This window comes from Pusillimonas caeni, assembly GCF_003545815.1.
In the GTDB taxonomy this organism is placed as follows: Bacteria; Pseudomonadota; Gammaproteobacteria; order Burkholderiales; family Burkholderiaceae_B; genus Pusillimonas; species Pusillimonas caeni.
The window spans coordinates 126,552-143,048 of record NZ_PDUW01000009.1 but is presented as its reverse complement, the minus strand read 5'-3'; the positions used below and the strand labels follow the sequence as shown (position 1 = coordinate 143,048).

Genomic DNA, 16,497 nt, shown 5'->3' with positions numbered 1-16,497 from the left:
TAATGCAATGACTTCTTCTTCCGCAAGCAAGGGACGCGTCGTCGTCGGCATGTCCGGGGGCGTCGATTCGTCCGTCAGCGCCTGGCTGCTCAAGCAACAGGGCTACGAGGTCGTCGGCCTGTTCATGAAGAACTGGGAAGACGACGATGATTCCGAGTATTGTTCCACCCGCCAGGACTGGCTGGACGCGGCCAGCGTGGCCGACCTGATCGGCGTCGAAATCGAGGCCGTCAATTTCGCGGACGAGTACAAGGACCGTGTTTTTGCCGAGTTCCTGCGTGAGTATTCGGCCGGCCGCACGCCTAATCCCGACATCCTGTGCAATGCCGAGATCAAGTTCAAGGCCTTTCTCGACCATGCCATGTCCCTGGGCGCCGAGCTTATCGCCACGGGCCACTATGCGCGTGTGCGTGAAGTCGCCACGGAGCAGGGCAGCCGCTTCGAGCTGCTGAAAGGGCTCGATGCCACCAAGGACCAAAGCTATTTCCTGCACCGCCTGAACCAGGCGCAGCTGTCGCGCACCTTGTTTCCGCTGGGCGAGCTGCCCAAGACCGAAGTGCGCCGCATCGCCGCAGAACTGGGCCTGCCCAATGCCGCTAAGAAAGACTCCACCGGCATCTGCTTCATCGGCGAACGGCCCTTTCGCGAATTCCTCAACCGCTACCTGCCCACTCAAGAGGGGCCGGTCAAGACGCCTGAAGGAAAGGAACTGGGCCGCCACATGGGCCTGGCTTTCTATACCCTTGGACAGCGCAAGGGCTTGGGCATCGGCGGCGTGAAGGGCCGGCAGCGTGCCGATGGCACGGCCGATGCCTGGTACAGCGCGCGCAAGGACATCGAGAGCAACACCCTGTATGTGGTCCAGGGACACGATCATCCGTGGCTGCTGTCCAGCAGCCTGCGGGCGCAGGACGCAAGCTGGATCTCGGGTAGCCCGCCACCGGCGGGCGACTATGCCGCCAAGACGCGCTACCGCCAGCCCGATGCACGCTGCCATCTCGACGAGACCACGTCCGAGGGCGGGTTCGCGCTGAGTTTCGACGAACAGCAATGGGCCGTGACGCCGGGACAATCGGCCGTGCTGTATGACGGCGACATCTGCCTGGGCGGCGGCATCATCGTATAAGTGGGGCGCGTCAAGAGTAGTGTGATCACGCTTCACAGACGCCGTGGACAGCAAAAAGCCGAGTAATCACTCGGCTTTTTGCTGTCGGGATGGCTCAACGCAAAGATTGCGTCGACCGTTCGGCTTTACGGATTGAGCGCGATGTCTTGTGACTGAGGCTTGCCGGCCGGCGGCGCGCTGGCGGTGAAGGACGGGCGATCGTGGAGCTTCTCGGCCAGCAAGGCCAGGTTGGGATACTTGCCGCGCCAGTCGACCTGGCTGAGCCGAAGGTCGAGATAGCCGAGCGCACAGCCCACGGCAATATCGGCCAGGCTGAAGTTGACGCCCATACAGAAGGCGTTGGGTTCGAGGCCTTGCTCCATGAATTCGAGCGCCGCGTTGATCTTGCCATGCTGGCGGCGGATCCAGTCGGGGCTGCGCAGGTGTTCGGGACGCTGCGTGTTTTCGACCTGGATGGCGACGGCGGCGTCCATGATGCCGTCGGCGATGGCCTCCCAGCATTTGGTGGCGGTGCGGTCGCGGCTTGCCTGGGGCAGCAGACGGCCCACGGGCGAGAGGGTGTCGAGGTATTCGACGATGACGCGCGAGTCGAACAGACTGCCGCCGTCGTCCATGACCAGACAGGGAACCTTGCCCAAAGGATTGTATTGCTGGATCTGGGTTGCTTCCGACCATACATCATCGAGAACAAGCTCGTATTCGAGCTTTTTTTCCGCCATCACGACGCGTACCTTGCGTACGTAAGGGCTTGTCAACGAACCAAAAAGTTTCATGGCAAAGTCGGAAAGTTGCAGGCCCAAAAAGTATAGCAGGGAAGGCTGCGCAGAGGGCGCCGGCGCGGCTTTCGTCCCTGGTTGGAACGGCTGTTTTACACAATGTGTGGTTTATTCGCGGCGCGGGCCTGGGCCGCTGCGGCCGGCTCGCGCAAAAAGGGGACGGAACGGGCCGAATGCTAAAATGCGCCTTGATTTTTTCAACCAAAGAACGTCATGAAAATTGCCCAGCAGCTCAGTCAGTTGAACGCCCTGTCGCCCCTGGACGGGCGCTATGCCGCCAAGGCGGATCCTCTTCGCGCCCTGTTGTCCGAGGCCGGCTTCATGGCCCATCGGGTCGAAGTCGAAGTGGCCTGGCTGCTGGGCCTGGCCGAGGCGGGACTGCCCGAGCTGCCGGCCTTCTCGGACGAGTCGCGCGCGGCGCTGCGGCAACTGGTGGCCGACTTCTCCGAAGCCGATGCCGCCCGCATCAAAGAGATTGAAAAAACCACCAACCATGACGTCAAGGCAGTCGAATACTGGCTCAAAGAGCGGGTTGCCGGCAATGCGCAGCTTTCCGGCGCGGCCGAATTCATCCATTTCGCCTGCACCTCGGAAGACATCAACAACACCTCGCATGCCCTCATGCTGAGCCGTGCGCGCGAGCAGTTCATTCTGCCGCGTCTGGGCCAGTTGGCCGAGCGCCTCAAGGGCTTTGCAAGCCAGTTCGCCGACCAGCCCCTGCTGTCGCGCACCCATGGCCAGCCCGCCAGCCCCACCACGCTGGGCAAAGAGTTCGCCAACGTGGCCGCGCGCCTCGATCGCGCCCTCCAGGCCATCCGGGCCGTCGAGCCCCTGGCCAAGCTCAACGGCGCCACGGGCAACTACAACGCCCACCTGGCGGCCTATCCCGAAATCGACTGGCCGGCCTTCAGCGCCCGGGTGCTCGGCGAGCTGGGGCTGACCCAGAACCGCCACACCATCCAGATCGAGCCGCATGACTGGATGGCGGCGCTTTTCGACTCGGTGGCGCGCGCCAACACCATTCTTCTCGACCTGAATCGCGACATCTGGGGCTATATCTCGCTGGGCTACTTCAAGCAGCGCCTGAAAGAGGGCGAGGTGGGCTCCTCCACCATGCCGCACAAGGTCAATCCCATCGACTTCGAGAACTCCGAAGGCAATATCGGCCTGGCCAACGCACTGCTCAAGCACTTGTCCGAGAAACTGCCCGTCTCGCGCTGGCAGCGCGACCTGACCGATTCCACCGTGCTGCGCAACCTGGGCGTGGCCCTGGGCTATTGCGCAGTCGCATGGGATTCCTGCCTGCGGGGCCTGGACAAGCTGGAACTGAACGCGGCCGCCATCGATGCCGACATCGACAACTGCTGGGAAGTGCTGGCCGAACCGGTGCAGACCGTGATGCGGCGCTACGGCCTGCCCCAGCCCTATGAACAGCTGAAAGCCCTGACGCGCGGCAAGGGCATCACCCAGGAAGCGCTGTCCGGATTCATCGCCGGCCTGGACCTGCCCGCCGAACCGAAGGCTCGCCTGCTGGCCATGACGCCGCGCAGCTATGTCGGCCTGGCGCCCGAACTGGCGCGGGACGTGTGAACGACGGTTTGGTCCTCAAAAGGAGCAATTGGGATTTCTGAAGGGCGGTTTTGACCTTATAAAAAAACCGCCTGCCTCGCCCAAACAGGCCATGAAACTCTGTTAAAATTCCGGCGGGGCTTTAGCTCAGTTGGTAGAGCAGAAGACTCTTAATCTTTTGGTCGAGGGTTCGAGTCCCTCAGGCCCCACCAAAAACACTAGTAGTATCAGCAAGATAAGGTCGCTTCTTAGGCGGCCTTTTTCTTTTCCTGCTCGGTGTGTGCCCTAAATGTGGCGTTTCTACCGGGCACATACCGCTCCCGCCTACTGTAATTTCCTGGAGCCGTTTACGCCGTAATTTTTACGGCCCAGTGCCGGCTTGCGCGCTCGGGATTCTGTCCGGCCTTGCCCGGCCAGGCACGATGTTTGCTGTGTATTCATTTGTTAAAAACAAATACCAACAACATCATGTCAAAAAGCCTTAAAAATAACGAGATCATCACGGGCGTGGACATCTACATTACTCGCTCCGGTCGTATAGCTTTTCTGGAAGCCGTTCACGAGCGTCCCCTGAGTTCCAAAGCCTTTTCGGGCTATGTGTACGGGCGAATCGGCGGCAAGGTCATAGTGCGGCGATTGGAATGGCTGCCTTGCGGCGAGTGTGTAAGCAGCAACGATGATGGCGACCATATAGTACGCCGGGCTTAATGGAATATATGCTTCTGCCGGACGTATGCGCCCGAAAAAACAAACCCCGCCGAGGGCGGGGTTTGTAGGTTCAATGCTTCTTGTCGATGTGCGCCTTGGCTTGTATCAGGGCGTCTTCGCTGGCCGATTCGAAATCGAAATACACGGCAATTTCAGTATCGAGGTTTTCCCATTTGCGGCTGGGCGCTCCGGGAGCATCCGTGGTGATTCGTATGCCAGCCAGGAAAAGTCCCTCATCCTCGACTTCGATCAGCTCGATCCACCGGCCCTTATACGTCGACTCGATAATTGTCCGCATAACGGCCTCCTTTTGTGAGTCCTGGGTTATCCATACTACTGATAACTGTTCGGCCAGGTGTAGTATTTTGTAAGTACTACGCTATTGACCCGGGAGCCGAAGAAGGCTAGCCCCCTATGCCGCGTTCCAGCGCCCAGATGATGGCGGCGCCTCGGCGGTGTACGCCGATCTTGCTGTAGATGGCGGCCACGTGGTTGCGCACGGTGTGGCGCGAAATGCCCAGGGCGTCGCCGATTTCGCGGTCTTCCTTGCCCTGGCACATGAGGTTCAAGATCTCTTGTTCGCGCAAGGTGAGATCGGCCAGTTCTGTTTGATTGGTTGCCGCGCCATGGCGCCCGCGCAACTGGGCGAGTTTTTCGACGACGGTGCGGCTGAACCAGGAGGCGTCCTGCATGACCGCTTCGATGGCCTGCATCAGTTCGGCTTCGGTTCGTTTGCGCTGGGTGATGTCCTGAACCACCCAGAGTATGCACCGGTCGCTTCCTATGGTCACGATTTCGGCGGACGCGAGGCAGTCGAGAAACTGCCCCGAGCGCAAGCGCAGCTGCAACTCGGCATTGCGCAGGCTGCCGTTGCGTTCGAGCTGTCCGGCGAGCTTCTGATGGGTCTGGGGATCGACCCAGAGTTCCTGCCTGTCCAGAGCCTGGTTGGCATCGTCTTTGTCGGAACGGCCCGTGACGCGCAGGAAAGCTTCGTTGACCTCGAGCAGGCGGCCTTCTTCCATAGAGCTCAACGCCATGGGAACGGGGGCAAGCCGGAACGCGGTGGAGAATCTTTCTTCGGACTGGCGCAGGTCCGCTTCGGCCTGCTTACGCTCGGTGAGGTCGATGAAGGTGAAAAGCATGCTCGGCTCGCCGTCGACGTCCAGAGGCTGGCCGGCCACGATGACGTATTTGTCGCTACCGTCGGCCTGCTTGAGCACCGCCTCCATCTGGGGAATGGTTTGGCCGTGCTTGAGACATTCGATCGCCTTGTCGCGCTGTTCTGCTTCGCGCAGTACGTCGATCTCGTAGGACGAACTGCCCAGCAGATCGCTCTGGCGGTAGCCGGTCATCTGGGCGAACCCCCGATTGACCTTGATGTAACGCAGGTCGCTCAAGCGGCATATGATGGCGGGTGCGGGGTTGACGTCGAAGGTCTTTTCGAACCGCTCCTGCGCATCGAATTCATCGGTGGCGTCTTGCAGGACCAGCGCGCCGGCGCAGGAAAAGTCGGTCTGCTCGAGAGCCAAACCGCGAAACAGCAGGACGCGGTGATACGTTTCGTCGTCCTTGCGTGTAACGTGTACGTAGAGCTCGTTGAAGCTGCCTGTCCGGGTCAGGCGATCTATCGGATATTGTCCGGCAGCCAGTTTTCGCTGAGTACGGTATTTCAGCTGGTAGTGCTTGCGATAACCGGCGGCCGTTTCGCCGAGGTCTTCCATTCGGCTGACGTCGTGCATATTCAGCGCGGCGCCATTCGCCCATGCGATGCGGCCCCGTTTGTCTATCACGAGAATCCCTTCTGTGGATTCAGTCGCGAGTTCACGAAACAGGGTCTCGGTTTCGGCACCAAACGTGTCGGCGGCAGCGGTAGGAGAACGCATTTGAGCTCCTTGGTCGGGCAGCGGCTGTGTGGGCGACGCCATCTAGCTTAACCCATACTCGGCGCGGCTTTTCCGCCGTTTTGCGGCGGGCGCTCGATACCATGACAAAAATACTAGAAGGACTACTCCATTTGGATCTTTACAAGGGGTGGGTCTATCGATAAGCTTCCGGCATCGCGTTCTACATAAAGTATCGAACGCTCAATCAATCCTGGAAGTTGAAGTGTCCTACGGTGAATTCATAAAGCGGTTGAATAGAGGTATCGAAGGCCGGGTCAAGGGCTATTTCGAAGACGAAGAGGGCTGCCTTCTGTATCTCAGCCGCGACGATACGATCTACGTGCCTTCCATGTTCATCGAGAAGCGCTGCGAGGAGCTGCTCGAGCTGCTTCAGGACGCGATTCGGGAAGGCCTGGCCGGCACGCATGCCGTGGCCTTGAATGAGGATGTCCTGCAATTGCGCGAATCGTCGCGCTAGGGACTTTTAGTGTTGACAGGCCCTAGGCTTGATGTCTAGTTGACCGATTGCGAGGACTGGAGCTGCGACTGCATCTCCAGGATCAGCGCCTCGAGTTCGGGAGACGTCTGCAGCGCCAGAACGGGCACGCCCTGAGCGTTGGAGCCGCTTTGTTCCAGTTTCAGGGTGATGCTCTGGCCTTCGAAAGCCTTGGGATTGGCCTGAATCTGCACATACTGCTTCAACAGGCGGTCGACCGCTTTCTGGGCTTCGGCCAATTGGGTGGACACGGGCGCGTCGGCATGCAGCTTGAATTGCTGTTCGATCGTCTTGGCCAAGTCCCAACTGAAGAAAAGCAGGGCGTTTTGGCCGTGGCATTCGGGGTGGAGAAAACCCCAGGAATCGGCGGGAGAGTTCGTCAAAGTCGTATCGCTAAAAATGCGGTCAGCGCTGAGTGCGCTTGCGCACGGTTTTTCCGTCGTAGGCGTATACGTCTATTTTATCCGGCATCTGGCTGTTGGGCGTTTGCAGTAGGAAAGTACGCCCTTTGACCGTGACCTTGATCTGTTCGGAGCAGGATCCGAACGCGGGCGACACCGTATAGCCTTTTTCTTTGAGCACGACCCAGCGATACGAGATTGGGCAGTCGGCGTCGCCCGTGCTGATGGAAACCAGCGCAACCTGGGCGGTCGGCAGGCTGAAGGCATAAGGAATATTGAGCAGGCCTTCGACGACGGGAGCGACGTCGGCATTATTGAAATGCAGCCTGGACTCGTAGACGTATTCGTTGTTCTTGACCTGCAGGGTGCCGTAAGGCGTATCGAAAACCAGCCTGGAGGGCGCCACGGGCCAATTGGTGGAGGCTGCAGAAGCCCCGCCCAAGGTGGCCCCGAGCAGGCACAACAGCAGAAAAACCGGACGTGTCGGGTGGGGGCGACGCATAGTATTCTGAACGATCAGGACCTGCCTTCAGGCGAGCCGCGATAGTGCCTGCCGGCAGAACAAATGTTACAGGATAGGGCTCGGCAAGAAGAGAATGTAAAGTTCATTACATTCTATTCTATCTGCGTGACAGATTGAAGGTGTTTGGAAGAGTTCAGTAGCTCGAAAGGGCCAAGTAGAGGCCGGCGCCCAACAGCAGAACGAAGTACACGGCCGCACCGGCCAGCAGGCTTTGTACAGCGATGCGTTTTTTCTCTCGCCATCCCAGGCGGCCCCGCGTCGGTTGACGATACGCCGCCCACCACCAGGTGGCTGCCATGGCCAGTATGCTCAGAACGAGAAATCCGATTTTCATCCCGCTATTCTAGCGGGCGCGGCGCGGCTTGCGACCAACGCAGTCGAAGGGGCACAGGCTTCGGCGAGATGGGCGGAACAGGACCGCCCGGCTTCGATCCGGGCGGGAGGGAAGGCATGCGAGGCAGGGCGCCTGTTTTCGCGGTTCAGTAGATGGGAGTGCGTGTGATGGACACGCGCAGTTCGTTGAACGCTTGAGCCGCGGGGCTTTCGGGGCCGTTTTGTGCGATGGCCGTGCTGAGCTTGGTCTCGAGCCCTGCGCAGTAGCGGGCCCGAAGAGGTTCGGGCATTTCGTTCAGCTGTTCGATGAACGACGCTGCAAACTCGTCGCCCAGCCCGGTAAGATCGGCGAAGTTGACTTCGCCCGCTTCGTATTGGCGTGTGATTTTTAGTGCGCGGGCCCAGTACTGCTCGATGATTTCGTTCATGGCGGTCTCCTGAGTGTTGTGCCGTTGTCGACCCGTTTGTCCGAAGATTCAGTAGAAGCTTCGCGGCATGCTTGTGGCGAGCCGGGGCCGAGGGGGCAGCATAATTGTTGTGATTCGCCGCTTGGGCGCCGGGGTAACCGAAGCCAGTGAATCAGCGGCCAATGCCTGTACGAGGCTTGCGAAGCGCGGCAACCTGATCGGGTGCGGGCGCCTGCTCCGCCGGACCCAGAGTAGCAGAGTCGATCATTGTGTACTGTGACAAATTGAATGTTTCGTCTTACTTCCTATGAATTCATTGCGTGCCCGGACGCGGACGCAAGTGGCGCTTCATCTGAACGAGCGCGAGAAATCGACATGAACATGAAGTAATGTGTGAAGAAGTTCGCCTAGAACCCTGAATCGCCACCGCTTTCTTTTTTGAAAGAAGAACGGCCTTATCTGGGACGAATCGTTCCATGCGTATAACTCGGTCTGGCGCGCGGGCCGAAGCCCGGACACCATGTGTGCCACGACAAGGAAAAAACGGGTGGCGCGATGATGAGGCATTCTTCCAGGTGGACATGGGCGGCGGTGGCTTGCACGGTGCTGGCCTCTGGTTGCGCAAACCTGCCCGACTGGTCTTTGTTCGGCCCGCTGCATGGTGGCGCCAAGCCTGTCGCCGTGGGCGCCTACGACTTCTCCTGGCGTCTATCCGGCGACCGGCGTGCCGGGCCGCTTCAAGTGTTCGACGATGGACGTAGCACTTGGTTGCAGTTCATGCCGGATCAAGCGCTGCCGGCCATTTTCGCCCGCGGCGGGCAGGGTGACGAACTGCTGGACTATCGTCGCCAAGGTCCTTACGTTGTGCTTGACGGTGTCTGGCCGCTTCTGGTGCTGAAAGCCGGTTTGCTCGAAAGCCGTGTGGAACGCATCGCGGCCCGGGAACCCGACCAAGGTCCCGGCATGGGGGCGATGCGAGCGGACCCTGCGGAAGTGTCCGCGCCGGCGGGCGTTGCCGCCGATGAACCCCGGCTTGCAATACCGCTGCCGGTGTCCATGCCGCCTGCGGCGGGTACAGACGCGCCGGAGCCATTCTTTGCGGCGCCGGTGTTCCAGGTGTCGCCGCAGGACGGCAATCTGCGCCTCGCTTTGGGGCGCTGGGCCGCTTCTTCGGGGTGGACCTTCGAAGCCGAACACTGGGCTGTCGACGTCGATGTTCCCATCGTCGGCTCCGCTGCTTTCGACCTGGAATTCGACCAGGCCGTGCAGCAATTGCTAGCATCCACCGAGCTGTCCGACAGGCCGCTACAGCCCTGCTTCTATGCCAACAGAGTCTTGCGCGTGGTGCCCTATGCGCAAAGCTGCGACCGGACCGCGGCCCCGGAGCGCGCCTGATGAGTCCCTTGCGTTCCATGGCCGCGCTGTGCGTGATGATGGCGATGCCGGGCTGCGCGCTCGAACAGAAATTGCGAGAAATCGCGCTGTCCGCAGAGGCCGCGCATGCCCAGGTGGCCGACAAGCGCCGCGTTTTCGCTGACATGGTGGGCAATGCCGAGATGAGGCGCGCCGCCCAGCATGTCGACCGGCCCTGGGTGGCCGGCCGCGCCCAGCCTCTTGCGCGCGACGTCACGCTGCCGCCGGCACTTCGTGCCGATGTGCGCACCACACTGGTGTTTCCGGGCGCCGCGCTGGACTTGCCCGCCATTGCCCAGCGCATCACGCTGGCAACCGGCATTCCCGTCCACGTGAGGCCGGACGCGCTTTTGCCGCAAGAGCGCTTTGCGCCGCGCCTGGCGGGCGGCTCGAGCCTTTCGCCGGCCGGCGCCGCGCCGGCAACCATGCATCTGGCGGGCGAACCCGGCCCGCTCAGCAGCCTGCTCGACCGCATTGCCGCCGCGCTGGGCGTGCAGTGGCGTTACGCCGGCCAGCGCATCGAGTTCTATCGCACTGAAACCCGCATGTTCAACGTCCGGGCCCTTACCCTGAACGCCGATGCCGAAGCAGCCCTGGGATCGGGAACCGACACCACGGCACAGGGCTTCTCCAGCGCCTCCAAGACACGTTTGACCGGGGGCAAGGCGTCCTTGATGGAAGTGGTGCGTCAGCGGATCGAACCTTTTCTTTCGCAGGCGGGCGTGGTGGTGGCCGAACCCGGCGCCAGCTCGACGGTCGTGGTTACCGATACACCCGAAGTCCTGCAGCGCATTGCGAAATACCTCGAGCACGAAAACCGCTCGCTCACACGGCGCGTAAGGCTCATCGTCGACGAAATCACTCTGGCCGCCCAAGAGTCCGCCGAAGCGGGCCTGGACTGGAACCTGATATTTTCAAGCGCTCGAATCGCCGCCGCCGCCTTCATGCCCGGGGCCAATCTCGAGCAGGCGGGCGGAGTCGGGCTGGGACTGAAGCAAGCTTCCTTCAGCGGCTCCGAGGTCATTGTCCAGGCCCTTGGCCAGGCGGGAAAGATCGTCCGGCGCAGCAGCGTGCCGGTACTGACCCTGAACCGCCGGCCGGTGTCGCATGCAGTGCGCACCACTTTCTCGTACATCGACCAGGTCCAGACGACCGCGCTGCCCGATGGCGCCGGCGCAGCGCTGCCCACGGTGTCGGTCAGCCAGCGCGAGGAGACCGTGGGCTCGCTGCTGACGCTGGTGCCCGACGCTCAGGAAGACGGCCAGATCCTGCTTTCGGTCGCCTATGACAATACGGTGGCCCAGCCTCTCAAGTCGATCACCTTTGGCGACAGAAACCATCCGCTGCAATTGCAGCAGATCACCATCGACGGCAACGGCACTGTGCAGCAGGTGGCGCTCTGGCCCGGACAGCCGCTGGTCATCTCAGGCTTCGAGCGGCGTCAGGAAGAAACCGAGGCGCGCCGACTCAATCCGGGCTTTCCCATGCTTCTGGGCGGCAGCGACCGGGCTTCGAGCCAGCATCTGACCACCATCATGGTCGTCACCGCCCAACTCGAAGAAGGCTATTGACGGGGCCCGGCATGCACGAGATTCTGGTCCGCCCCGTTCTTTCGGTCCATCTTGCTTTCGGTCTCGAATGGCTGCCTCTGATCAGCGGCCGCGCCTCGAGCGCGGCCCGGCGCATTGCGCGCCGGCACAAAGCCACCCATGTGGTGCTCGACGGCGAGGCGCCGGCGTCTTTCGGTTATGGACTGTCCCGAAAGGCGTTGCGGCATGGGTCGCGCACCATGCATTCGGCCGCCCAGAACATGGCGCGGCTTTATCCGTCGGGCAGCGTGGCGGCCATTCTGCCCCTGCTTCCCGAGGGCCACTGGCTGGTGGCCGTGCACGAAGGCGCGGTGATGGCGCGAACCGACGTCGTCTATCGCTCGCCGGAGCAGGCCATGCGGGCCCTGCACGCTCTGCAGGCGGCCAATCCCCGCCTGGTCCTTCTGCCCGAGTCGAACGGTCCCACTTTGGAAGCGGTCGCAGGCGCTTCGGATTCCGGCACGGCGCTGCGCGACACCGGCCGGCGCCGGCGCCAATGGCTGCTGGGCGTATTCCTTCTGGCCGCCGCGCTGTTTGCGTGGATCTTGCTCGAGAAGCGGACTGGCTTGGCGGCGGCGCGATCCGGCCCGGCAGTCGTGGACGCCACGAAGATCCGGGCGCAATGGGAGGACGCGATCTCTCTGGCCGAGCGGGACATGGTCGTTCATGGCGTGGCAGCCACGCATGCGGCGCTACGTCATCTTTACGATACGCCCGCCGTCATTGCCGGCTGGGCGCTTGGGCGAGTCAGTTGCAGCGCCGACGGCCGGGCATGGCGTTGCGGCGCCGACTACGATCGCAAGCGGCTCGATGCCGACAACGACGGGATGTTGGCTTCCGCGCCGCCAGGCTGGCGGCTGGACTTTCCGTCGATCGACAGGGCGACCGCGTCGTGGTCCTTCCATACCGACATACCCCCCGCGGGGCCGCAAGACATCGACGATGCCGCGCATCACCGCCGCCATGTGCAAAGCGCCTGGCAAGGTATTCGTCCCTCCTTCAGCAGGATGGCGCTGGGCCCGCCTCGCCGGGTCGAGATTCGGCCGCCCTTGGATGCCGACGGGCGTCCTTTGCCACGCCCTGCGGGCCTGCGCGCCTATGCCAGAAAAAAAGTCGAATTCGAGGGACCGCTGCGCTCGATCAGCCTTCTGCTGCCTCATACACGCTCCATCGCCTGGCGATCCATCACATTGACCTTGGGCGAAGCCGCGCGTCCCACGCTCGTCTCAAGCCGATTGCGTGTCATGTTCCACGGAGACCTTTATGAACGCCACGAAACGGACACCGCTGAGAATCCCGAGGCCGATCAACGGCCTGAAAGCCGCAGCATGGCTGCTGAAAGCGGGGCTGTCCGCAGTCATGGCCTGCTGGATGGAAACGCCGGCCGCCTCTGAAACCGATGAACTTGCCTCCGACCAGATCTCGGTGCGCGAACTGATGCGCCTGGAGACGGCCCAGGCTCTGCAGCGCATGCGCGCGGCCACGGCCGGGTCCGCATCGGACACCTCGCCGCTTCGCATGTCCTCGTCGTCAGGCGGGCAAGCTCCGGCGGCGCGTCTGGTCGCCATCTACGGGGTGGGGCGCAAGCTCATGGCCGAGGTCCGGGTCGATGGCCAGACACTGCTGTTCATGCGGGGCCGGCCCGAAGCGGTCGGGCTGGGCAGGGCGCACGCCATGCGTTTGCTGGCTATTTCCGACCGCTGCGTCGAGGTGGCGATGCAGGGGCGCCGCGAGTCCTTGTGCGCCGCGCCCGCCGGCGTGGACGGAAACTGAGCATGCGGACCGCCTGGCCCAGGCTGGTGCGCCCGCGCCTTGCCGAACCCTCGATCGCCCCGCCTCGTTTCGACAGCGCCGACGCGCCCGTGTTCGAGGGTCTGGACGACATACTGGACATGCGTCCCGCCTTCATGCGTTCACTCAGCCGCGAACTCGACGTCGAGTCGCTTGCGGCAAGGTTGTGTCCGATACTGCTCGAAGACGGCACGGTGGCGATTCTGGCTTTGGCCGAGCATGTCGGCGGCGACCAGGCCGATGCGCTTGCGCGCCACGTGCTGCGTCGCGGCTATCGCCTGGCCGCGCAACAGCGCTATGTTCTGCCGGCTCCGCTGCTGCTCGCCATCGCGCGGGGCCAAGTGACGCCCGGCACGGCGGCGCGGCGCAATCTTCCGGACCGCCACGCGGGAACGGCCTTGTCCGATGCCTTCCAGGACATGCTCGAATGGGGCGTGCGCCACGAGGCCAGCGATCTGCACATCAACATCCATTTGCGCGAACCCGAATCCGAAGTCCGTTTCACGCTGTCGGGACGCTATGTCTCGCCCGAGCGATTCCAGCGCATACCGACCCGCACGCTCATGGACATGCTGGCCGTCGTCTGGATGGACGTGCGGGGCGGCAATGGCGCGGTATTCGACCCCTCCGCCGAACAGCAGGGCAGCCTGGTCAAGAGGGTGGACGGCCGCAGGGTGTTGCTGCGCTGGGCGTCGCTGGCTGCCGAGCGGGGGCCCAGCGTATGCCTGCGCCTGCTCCATCGCGACGCGCTGGCCGAAGCGCCCTCGCTGGCCGCGCTCGGCTATCTGCCGCATCAGTGCGCCGCGATTGAATCCGCCATGGCCACGCAGGGCGGGGCCATCGTATTCTCGGGAGCGGTGGGTTCGGGCAAGTCGACCAGTCTCGCGGCATTGATCGCGCGGGTGCCTTCCGACCGCAAGGTCATCACTCTGGAGGACCCCGTCGAATATCTCATACCCAACGCCGTGCAGAACAGCGTGGCGCGCGAGCTGCATGAAACCGCCCACGACGACTACGGCTCAAAACTGCGCACGCTCAAGCGCTCCGCCATGAACGACGTATTGCTGGGCGAAGTGCGCGATCTGGAGTCGGGACGCGCATTCCTGGATCTCGTCGGCTCGGGGGTCAACGTATACACGACGACTCACGCTGCGTCGGCCGCGCTGGTGGGCGACCGGCTGGCTTCCGACTTCATCGGAGTGCCGCGCGACTTCCTGGCTACGCCCGGCGTCCTCAAGCTGCTCGTGCATCAGGCGCTTCTGCCTCTGCTGTGTTCCGAGTGCTGCCTGGGCCTGGCCGACGCGGCCGCCCTCCAGGCACCGCCTGAAGGAGTCCCGTCCTGGCAATCATGGTTCGAGGTCCTGCGACGCCTCTATGATGCCGACCCCGCACGCTTGCGCCTGCGCAATCCGGTCGGATGCCCCGCATGCCGGCAGCCGGGCGCTCCGCATCTCGCCGGCCATCGCGGGCGCACCGTGGTGGCCGAATATATCGAGCCGGCGCTGGACCACGAGTTGCTGCGCTGCATACGCCGAGGTGAAAGCCTGGCCTATCTCGGCAAGCCGCAGGCGGCCTTTCCGGGCATGCACCGGCCCGAAGCGTTTGCCGCCATCTTGCATTGCGCGATGTACAAAGCCCTGTCGGGACACATTGACGTGCGAGAAGTCGAGCGCAGCTTCATGCCGCTATCGGTCCAGGCGCGCATCCAGCGCTTGAATCCCGGCGCCGTGACGAGGATGCGGGCATGAGAAGCCTGGCTCCCGCAGACGCCGTCGGCGCTTTGTTCGCCTTCCTGGTCTCCAGGCTGGACAGGCGGCTCTTCATGCCCGCGCGGGCCGACTACTACGAGTTTCTATCCGCCCTCATGGAGGGCGCCAAGGGCCGGCATACCTTGCGCGACATCTTCGATCGAGATGCCCGCCGCTACGCGGGAACCGTGCGAGGCCGGCTGTCCAGCGCCTGGAGCCGCAACTATCCCGCGGCGGGAGGAGACCTTTATGCGACCTGGATCGGCTGCTTTCCGGCCAGCGAGCTCGCCATCATCCGCGTCGCGCAACTCGCGGGCAACGAGACCCTGGTGCGTACGCTGGGCGACCTCGCCCATGCATTGCGACTGTCCATGCGTTCCAGGCATATCGTATGGGTCACCGTGTGGTCGGGTGTCCTGTCCCTTTGCGTTCTGACGGCCACCGTGCTGGCCGTGCCGCAATTCACCGTGCCTCGCCTGGCGCAACTGTTCGGCGCGCTGCCGCCCGAATATTTCGGAACCTGGACGCGGGCCCTGCTTGCTTTCGCCGCCCTGGTGCAGGCGGCATGGGTTCCGGTTTTCACCGCATTGCTCGTGGGCGGCGCCGCGCTGTGCTGGTCCATTCCCAATCTGACGGGCGCCGTGCGAAGCCTGCTCGATCAGGTTTCCATATGGAAGATCCATCGCTGTCTCAGCGCCTTGCGTTTCATGTCGGTGCTCACCGTGGTGCTGCGGCGGCAAGGCGCAACCCAGTTGCGCACCGCCTTGGCCATGCTGTGCGCCGGTGCTTCGCCCTGGATGCGCGGGCATCTGGACGACATGCTGAGCCGCATCGATCACGGCCTCGTGGGCGCCGACACCTTCGACACCGGTTTGCTCGATCGCGAACTGTATTGGTATTTGCAGGACATGGCCGAGGCGCGGGGCCTGGTGAACGCCTTGGTGCTGGTGCGCGATCGCCTGGGGGGCCGGGTGTTGGCGCAAGTGGCGCGGCAAGCCCAGGTGCTGCGGTGGTCGCTGCTGGCCTGTTGCGTGGCGGGCATGCTGGCGCTGGGCCTGTGGCACTACGCCGTCATCGACGAGTTGCGCCGCTCTCTCATGATTTTCTATGCGAGCCAATGAATCCGGCCCGCTTTATCACCGCCCCAAGGAGCTTTCCATGAACCATGCATTTCGCAATGCCGATCGCCAGCGCGGCTTTTCCCTGGTCGAGGTTTCCATCGTTACGGCCATCGTGCTGCTGCTGGCCATCATCGGTATTCCAGCCATAGGCAGCTATGTGGTCGAAAACAAGGTGCCCAAGGCGGGCGAAGAACTGGCGCGCTTCATCCTGCAAACCAAGGTCAATGCGCCCAATGGCACGTCCTTGCCCTACGCCGCCATCGAGACGGCGCATTTTGCCACCCTGGCGCGCGATTCAAGCGTTTTCTCGGTCATCGGTGCGGATGCCGCCATGCGGGTGCTGCATGGCCTGGGGTCCGAAGGCGAGGTCACTGTGCAGCCCGCGGCCTCGGGTGCAGCGTTCTCCATCGGGCTGTCGCGCGTCCATCATGCCGCATGCCCCTCGCTGGCGTCCATCATGCAGCGAGTGTCGGACATCATCACGCTGACGCCCGACGGCGGTGGGGCGTCCATCGTAAAAGACGCCTCGACCCCATACAGCGCGCTAGCGGTCGAAACCCGATGCGCGCGGGGCGACGCCAACGATTTTCTTTTCACCGTCAGCTGATTCGAG

At 62.8% G+C, this 16,497-nt stretch carries 18 protein-coding genes and 1 tRNA gene; 11 read left to right on the top strand and 8 right to left on the bottom strand.

Annotation, left to right across the window (positions count from 1 at the left end; translation table 11 throughout):
- Positions 1 to 7: 7 nt before the first annotated feature.
- Positions 8 to 1,126 (top strand): tRNA 2-thiouridine(34) synthase MnmA, encoded by a 1,119-nt coding sequence (mnmA, locus tag CSC67_RS17980; RefSeq protein ID WP_118995831.1) that lies wholly within the window; start codon positions 8 to 10, stop codon positions 1,124 to 1,126.
- Between the two features lie 125 nt (positions 1,127 to 1,251).
- Here mnmA and CSC67_RS17975 read toward each other — a convergent pair whose 3' ends face one another.
- Positions 1,252 to 1,899, bottom strand: coding sequence for a glutathione S-transferase N-terminal domain-containing protein (locus CSC67_RS17975; protein WP_118995870.1), 648 nt, complete (start codon positions 1,897 to 1,899; stop codon positions 1,252 to 1,254).
- A 216-nt stretch (positions 1,900 to 2,115) separates the two neighbouring features.
- On the opposite strand from CSC67_RS17975, the gene purB reads away from it, so the two are divergent.
- Together purB and CSC67_RS17965 are read left to right on the top strand one after the other, a co-directional pair.
- The gene (gene purB, locus CSC67_RS17970) at positions 2,116 to 3,492 is read left to right on the top strand and encodes an adenylosuccinate lyase (RefSeq protein WP_118995830.1); all 1,377 of its coding nucleotides are present in this window, start codon (positions 2,116 to 2,118) and stop codon (positions 3,490 to 3,492) included.
- Positions 3,493 to 3,607: 115 nt separating this feature from the next.
- Positions 3,608 to 3,683, top strand: a tRNA-Lys gene (locus CSC67_RS17965).
- A 259-nt stretch (positions 3,684 to 3,942) separates the two neighbouring features.
- Here CSC67_RS17965 and CSC67_RS17960 read toward each other — a convergent pair.
- The 3 genes from CSC67_RS17960 to CSC67_RS17950 form a co-directional block, all read right to left on the bottom strand.
- Positions 3,943 to 4,161 carry a hypothetical protein gene (locus CSC67_RS17960; protein ID WP_118995829.1) on the bottom strand — a complete coding sequence of 73 codons (219 nt, stop codon included), beginning with the start codon at positions 4,159 to 4,161 and terminating at the stop codon, positions 3,943 to 3,945.
- Positions 4,162 to 4,249: 88 nt separating this feature from the next.
- The gene (locus CSC67_RS17955) at positions 4,250 to 4,477 is read right to left on the bottom strand and encodes a hypothetical protein (RefSeq protein WP_118995828.1); all 228 of its coding nucleotides are present in this window, start codon (positions 4,475 to 4,477) and stop codon (positions 4,250 to 4,252) included.
- Positions 4,478 to 4,583: 106 nt separating this feature from the next.
- The gene (locus CSC67_RS17950; protein WP_118995827.1) at positions 4,584 to 6,062 is read right to left on the bottom strand and encodes a helix-turn-helix transcriptional regulator; all 1,479 of its coding nucleotides are present in this window, start codon (positions 6,060 to 6,062) and stop codon (positions 4,584 to 4,586) included.
- A gap of 223 nt (positions 6,063 to 6,285) precedes the next feature.
- Here CSC67_RS17950 and CSC67_RS17945 point away from each other — a divergent pair, with 223 nt between their 5' ends.
- Positions 6,286 to 6,540, top strand: a complete 255-nt coding sequence (locus CSC67_RS17945; RefSeq protein ID WP_118995826.1) for a hypothetical protein — start codon at positions 6,286 to 6,288, stop codon at positions 6,538 to 6,540.
- 35 nt (positions 6,541 to 6,575) lie between these two features.
- Here the strand turns inward: CSC67_RS17945 and CSC67_RS17940 are convergent, their stop codons facing one another.
- The 4 genes from CSC67_RS17940 to CSC67_RS17925 form a co-directional block, all read right to left on the bottom strand.
- On the bottom strand, positions 6,576 to 6,941 hold the full coding sequence (locus CSC67_RS17940; RefSeq protein WP_118995825.1) for a hypothetical protein: 366 nt from the start codon (positions 6,939 to 6,941) through the stop codon (positions 6,576 to 6,578).
- Positions 6,942 to 6,963: 22 nt separating this feature from the next.
- On the bottom strand, positions 6,964 to 7,461 hold the full coding sequence (locus CSC67_RS17935) for a hypothetical protein (RefSeq protein ID WP_118995824.1): 498 nt from the start codon (positions 7,459 to 7,461) through the stop codon (positions 6,964 to 6,966).
- Positions 7,462 to 7,615: 154 nt separating this feature from the next.
- Complete coding sequence (locus CSC67_RS17930; protein WP_118995823.1) at positions 7,616 to 7,816, bottom strand: hypothetical protein; 201 nt, start codon at positions 7,814 to 7,816, stop codon at positions 7,616 to 7,618.
- Between the two features lie 145 nt (positions 7,817 to 7,961).
- Positions 7,962 to 8,243, bottom strand: coding sequence for a hypothetical protein (locus tag CSC67_RS17925; RefSeq protein ID WP_118995822.1), 282 nt, complete (start codon positions 8,241 to 8,243; stop codon positions 7,962 to 7,964).
- 534 nt (positions 8,244 to 8,777) lie between these two features.
- On the opposite strand from CSC67_RS17925, the gene CSC67_RS17920 reads away from it, so the two are divergent.
- The 7 genes from CSC67_RS17920 to CSC67_RS17890 are packed head-to-tail and all read left to right on the top strand — an operon-like array spanning position 8,778 to position 16,491.
- Positions 8,778 to 9,617, top strand: a complete 840-nt coding sequence (locus CSC67_RS17920) for a TrbG/VirB9 family P-type conjugative transfer protein (RefSeq protein ID WP_135227479.1) — start codon at positions 8,778 to 8,780, stop codon at positions 9,615 to 9,617.
- Complete coding sequence (locus CSC67_RS17915) at positions 9,617 to 11,206, top strand: hypothetical protein (RefSeq protein WP_118995820.1); 1,590 nt, start codon at positions 9,617 to 9,619, stop codon at positions 11,204 to 11,206. The genes CSC67_RS17920 and CSC67_RS17915 overlap by 1 nt, the downstream gene beginning before the upstream one ends.
- An 11-nt stretch (positions 11,207 to 11,217) precedes the next feature.
- Entirely contained in the window at positions 11,218 to 12,618 is a 1,401-nt protein-coding gene (locus CSC67_RS17910; protein WP_118995819.1) for a type IV pilus inner membrane component PilO, read from the top strand.
- Positions 12,596 to 12,997, top strand: a complete 402-nt coding sequence (locus tag CSC67_RS21395) for a hypothetical protein (protein WP_118995818.1) — start codon at positions 12,596 to 12,598, stop codon at positions 12,995 to 12,997. The genes CSC67_RS17910 and CSC67_RS21395 overlap by 23 nt, the downstream gene beginning before the upstream one ends.
- Before the next feature lie 2 nt (positions 12,998 to 12,999).
- Complete coding sequence (locus CSC67_RS17900; protein WP_245220281.1) at positions 13,000 to 14,763, top strand: ATPase, T2SS/T4P/T4SS family; 1,764 nt, start codon at positions 13,000 to 13,002, stop codon at positions 14,761 to 14,763.
- Positions 14,760 to 15,884 (top strand): general secretion pathway protein, encoded by a 1,125-nt coding sequence (locus CSC67_RS17895; protein WP_118995817.1) that lies wholly within the window; start codon positions 14,760 to 14,762, stop codon positions 15,882 to 15,884. Before CSC67_RS17900 ends, CSC67_RS17895 begins: the two co-directional genes overlap by 4 nt.
- A gap of 37 nt (positions 15,885 to 15,921) precedes the next feature.
- On the top strand, positions 15,922 to 16,491 hold the full coding sequence (locus CSC67_RS17890; protein ID WP_118995816.1) for a type 4 pilus major pilin: 570 nt from the start codon (positions 15,922 to 15,924) through the stop codon (positions 16,489 to 16,491).
- Positions 16,492 to 16,497: the final 6 nt, after the last annotated feature.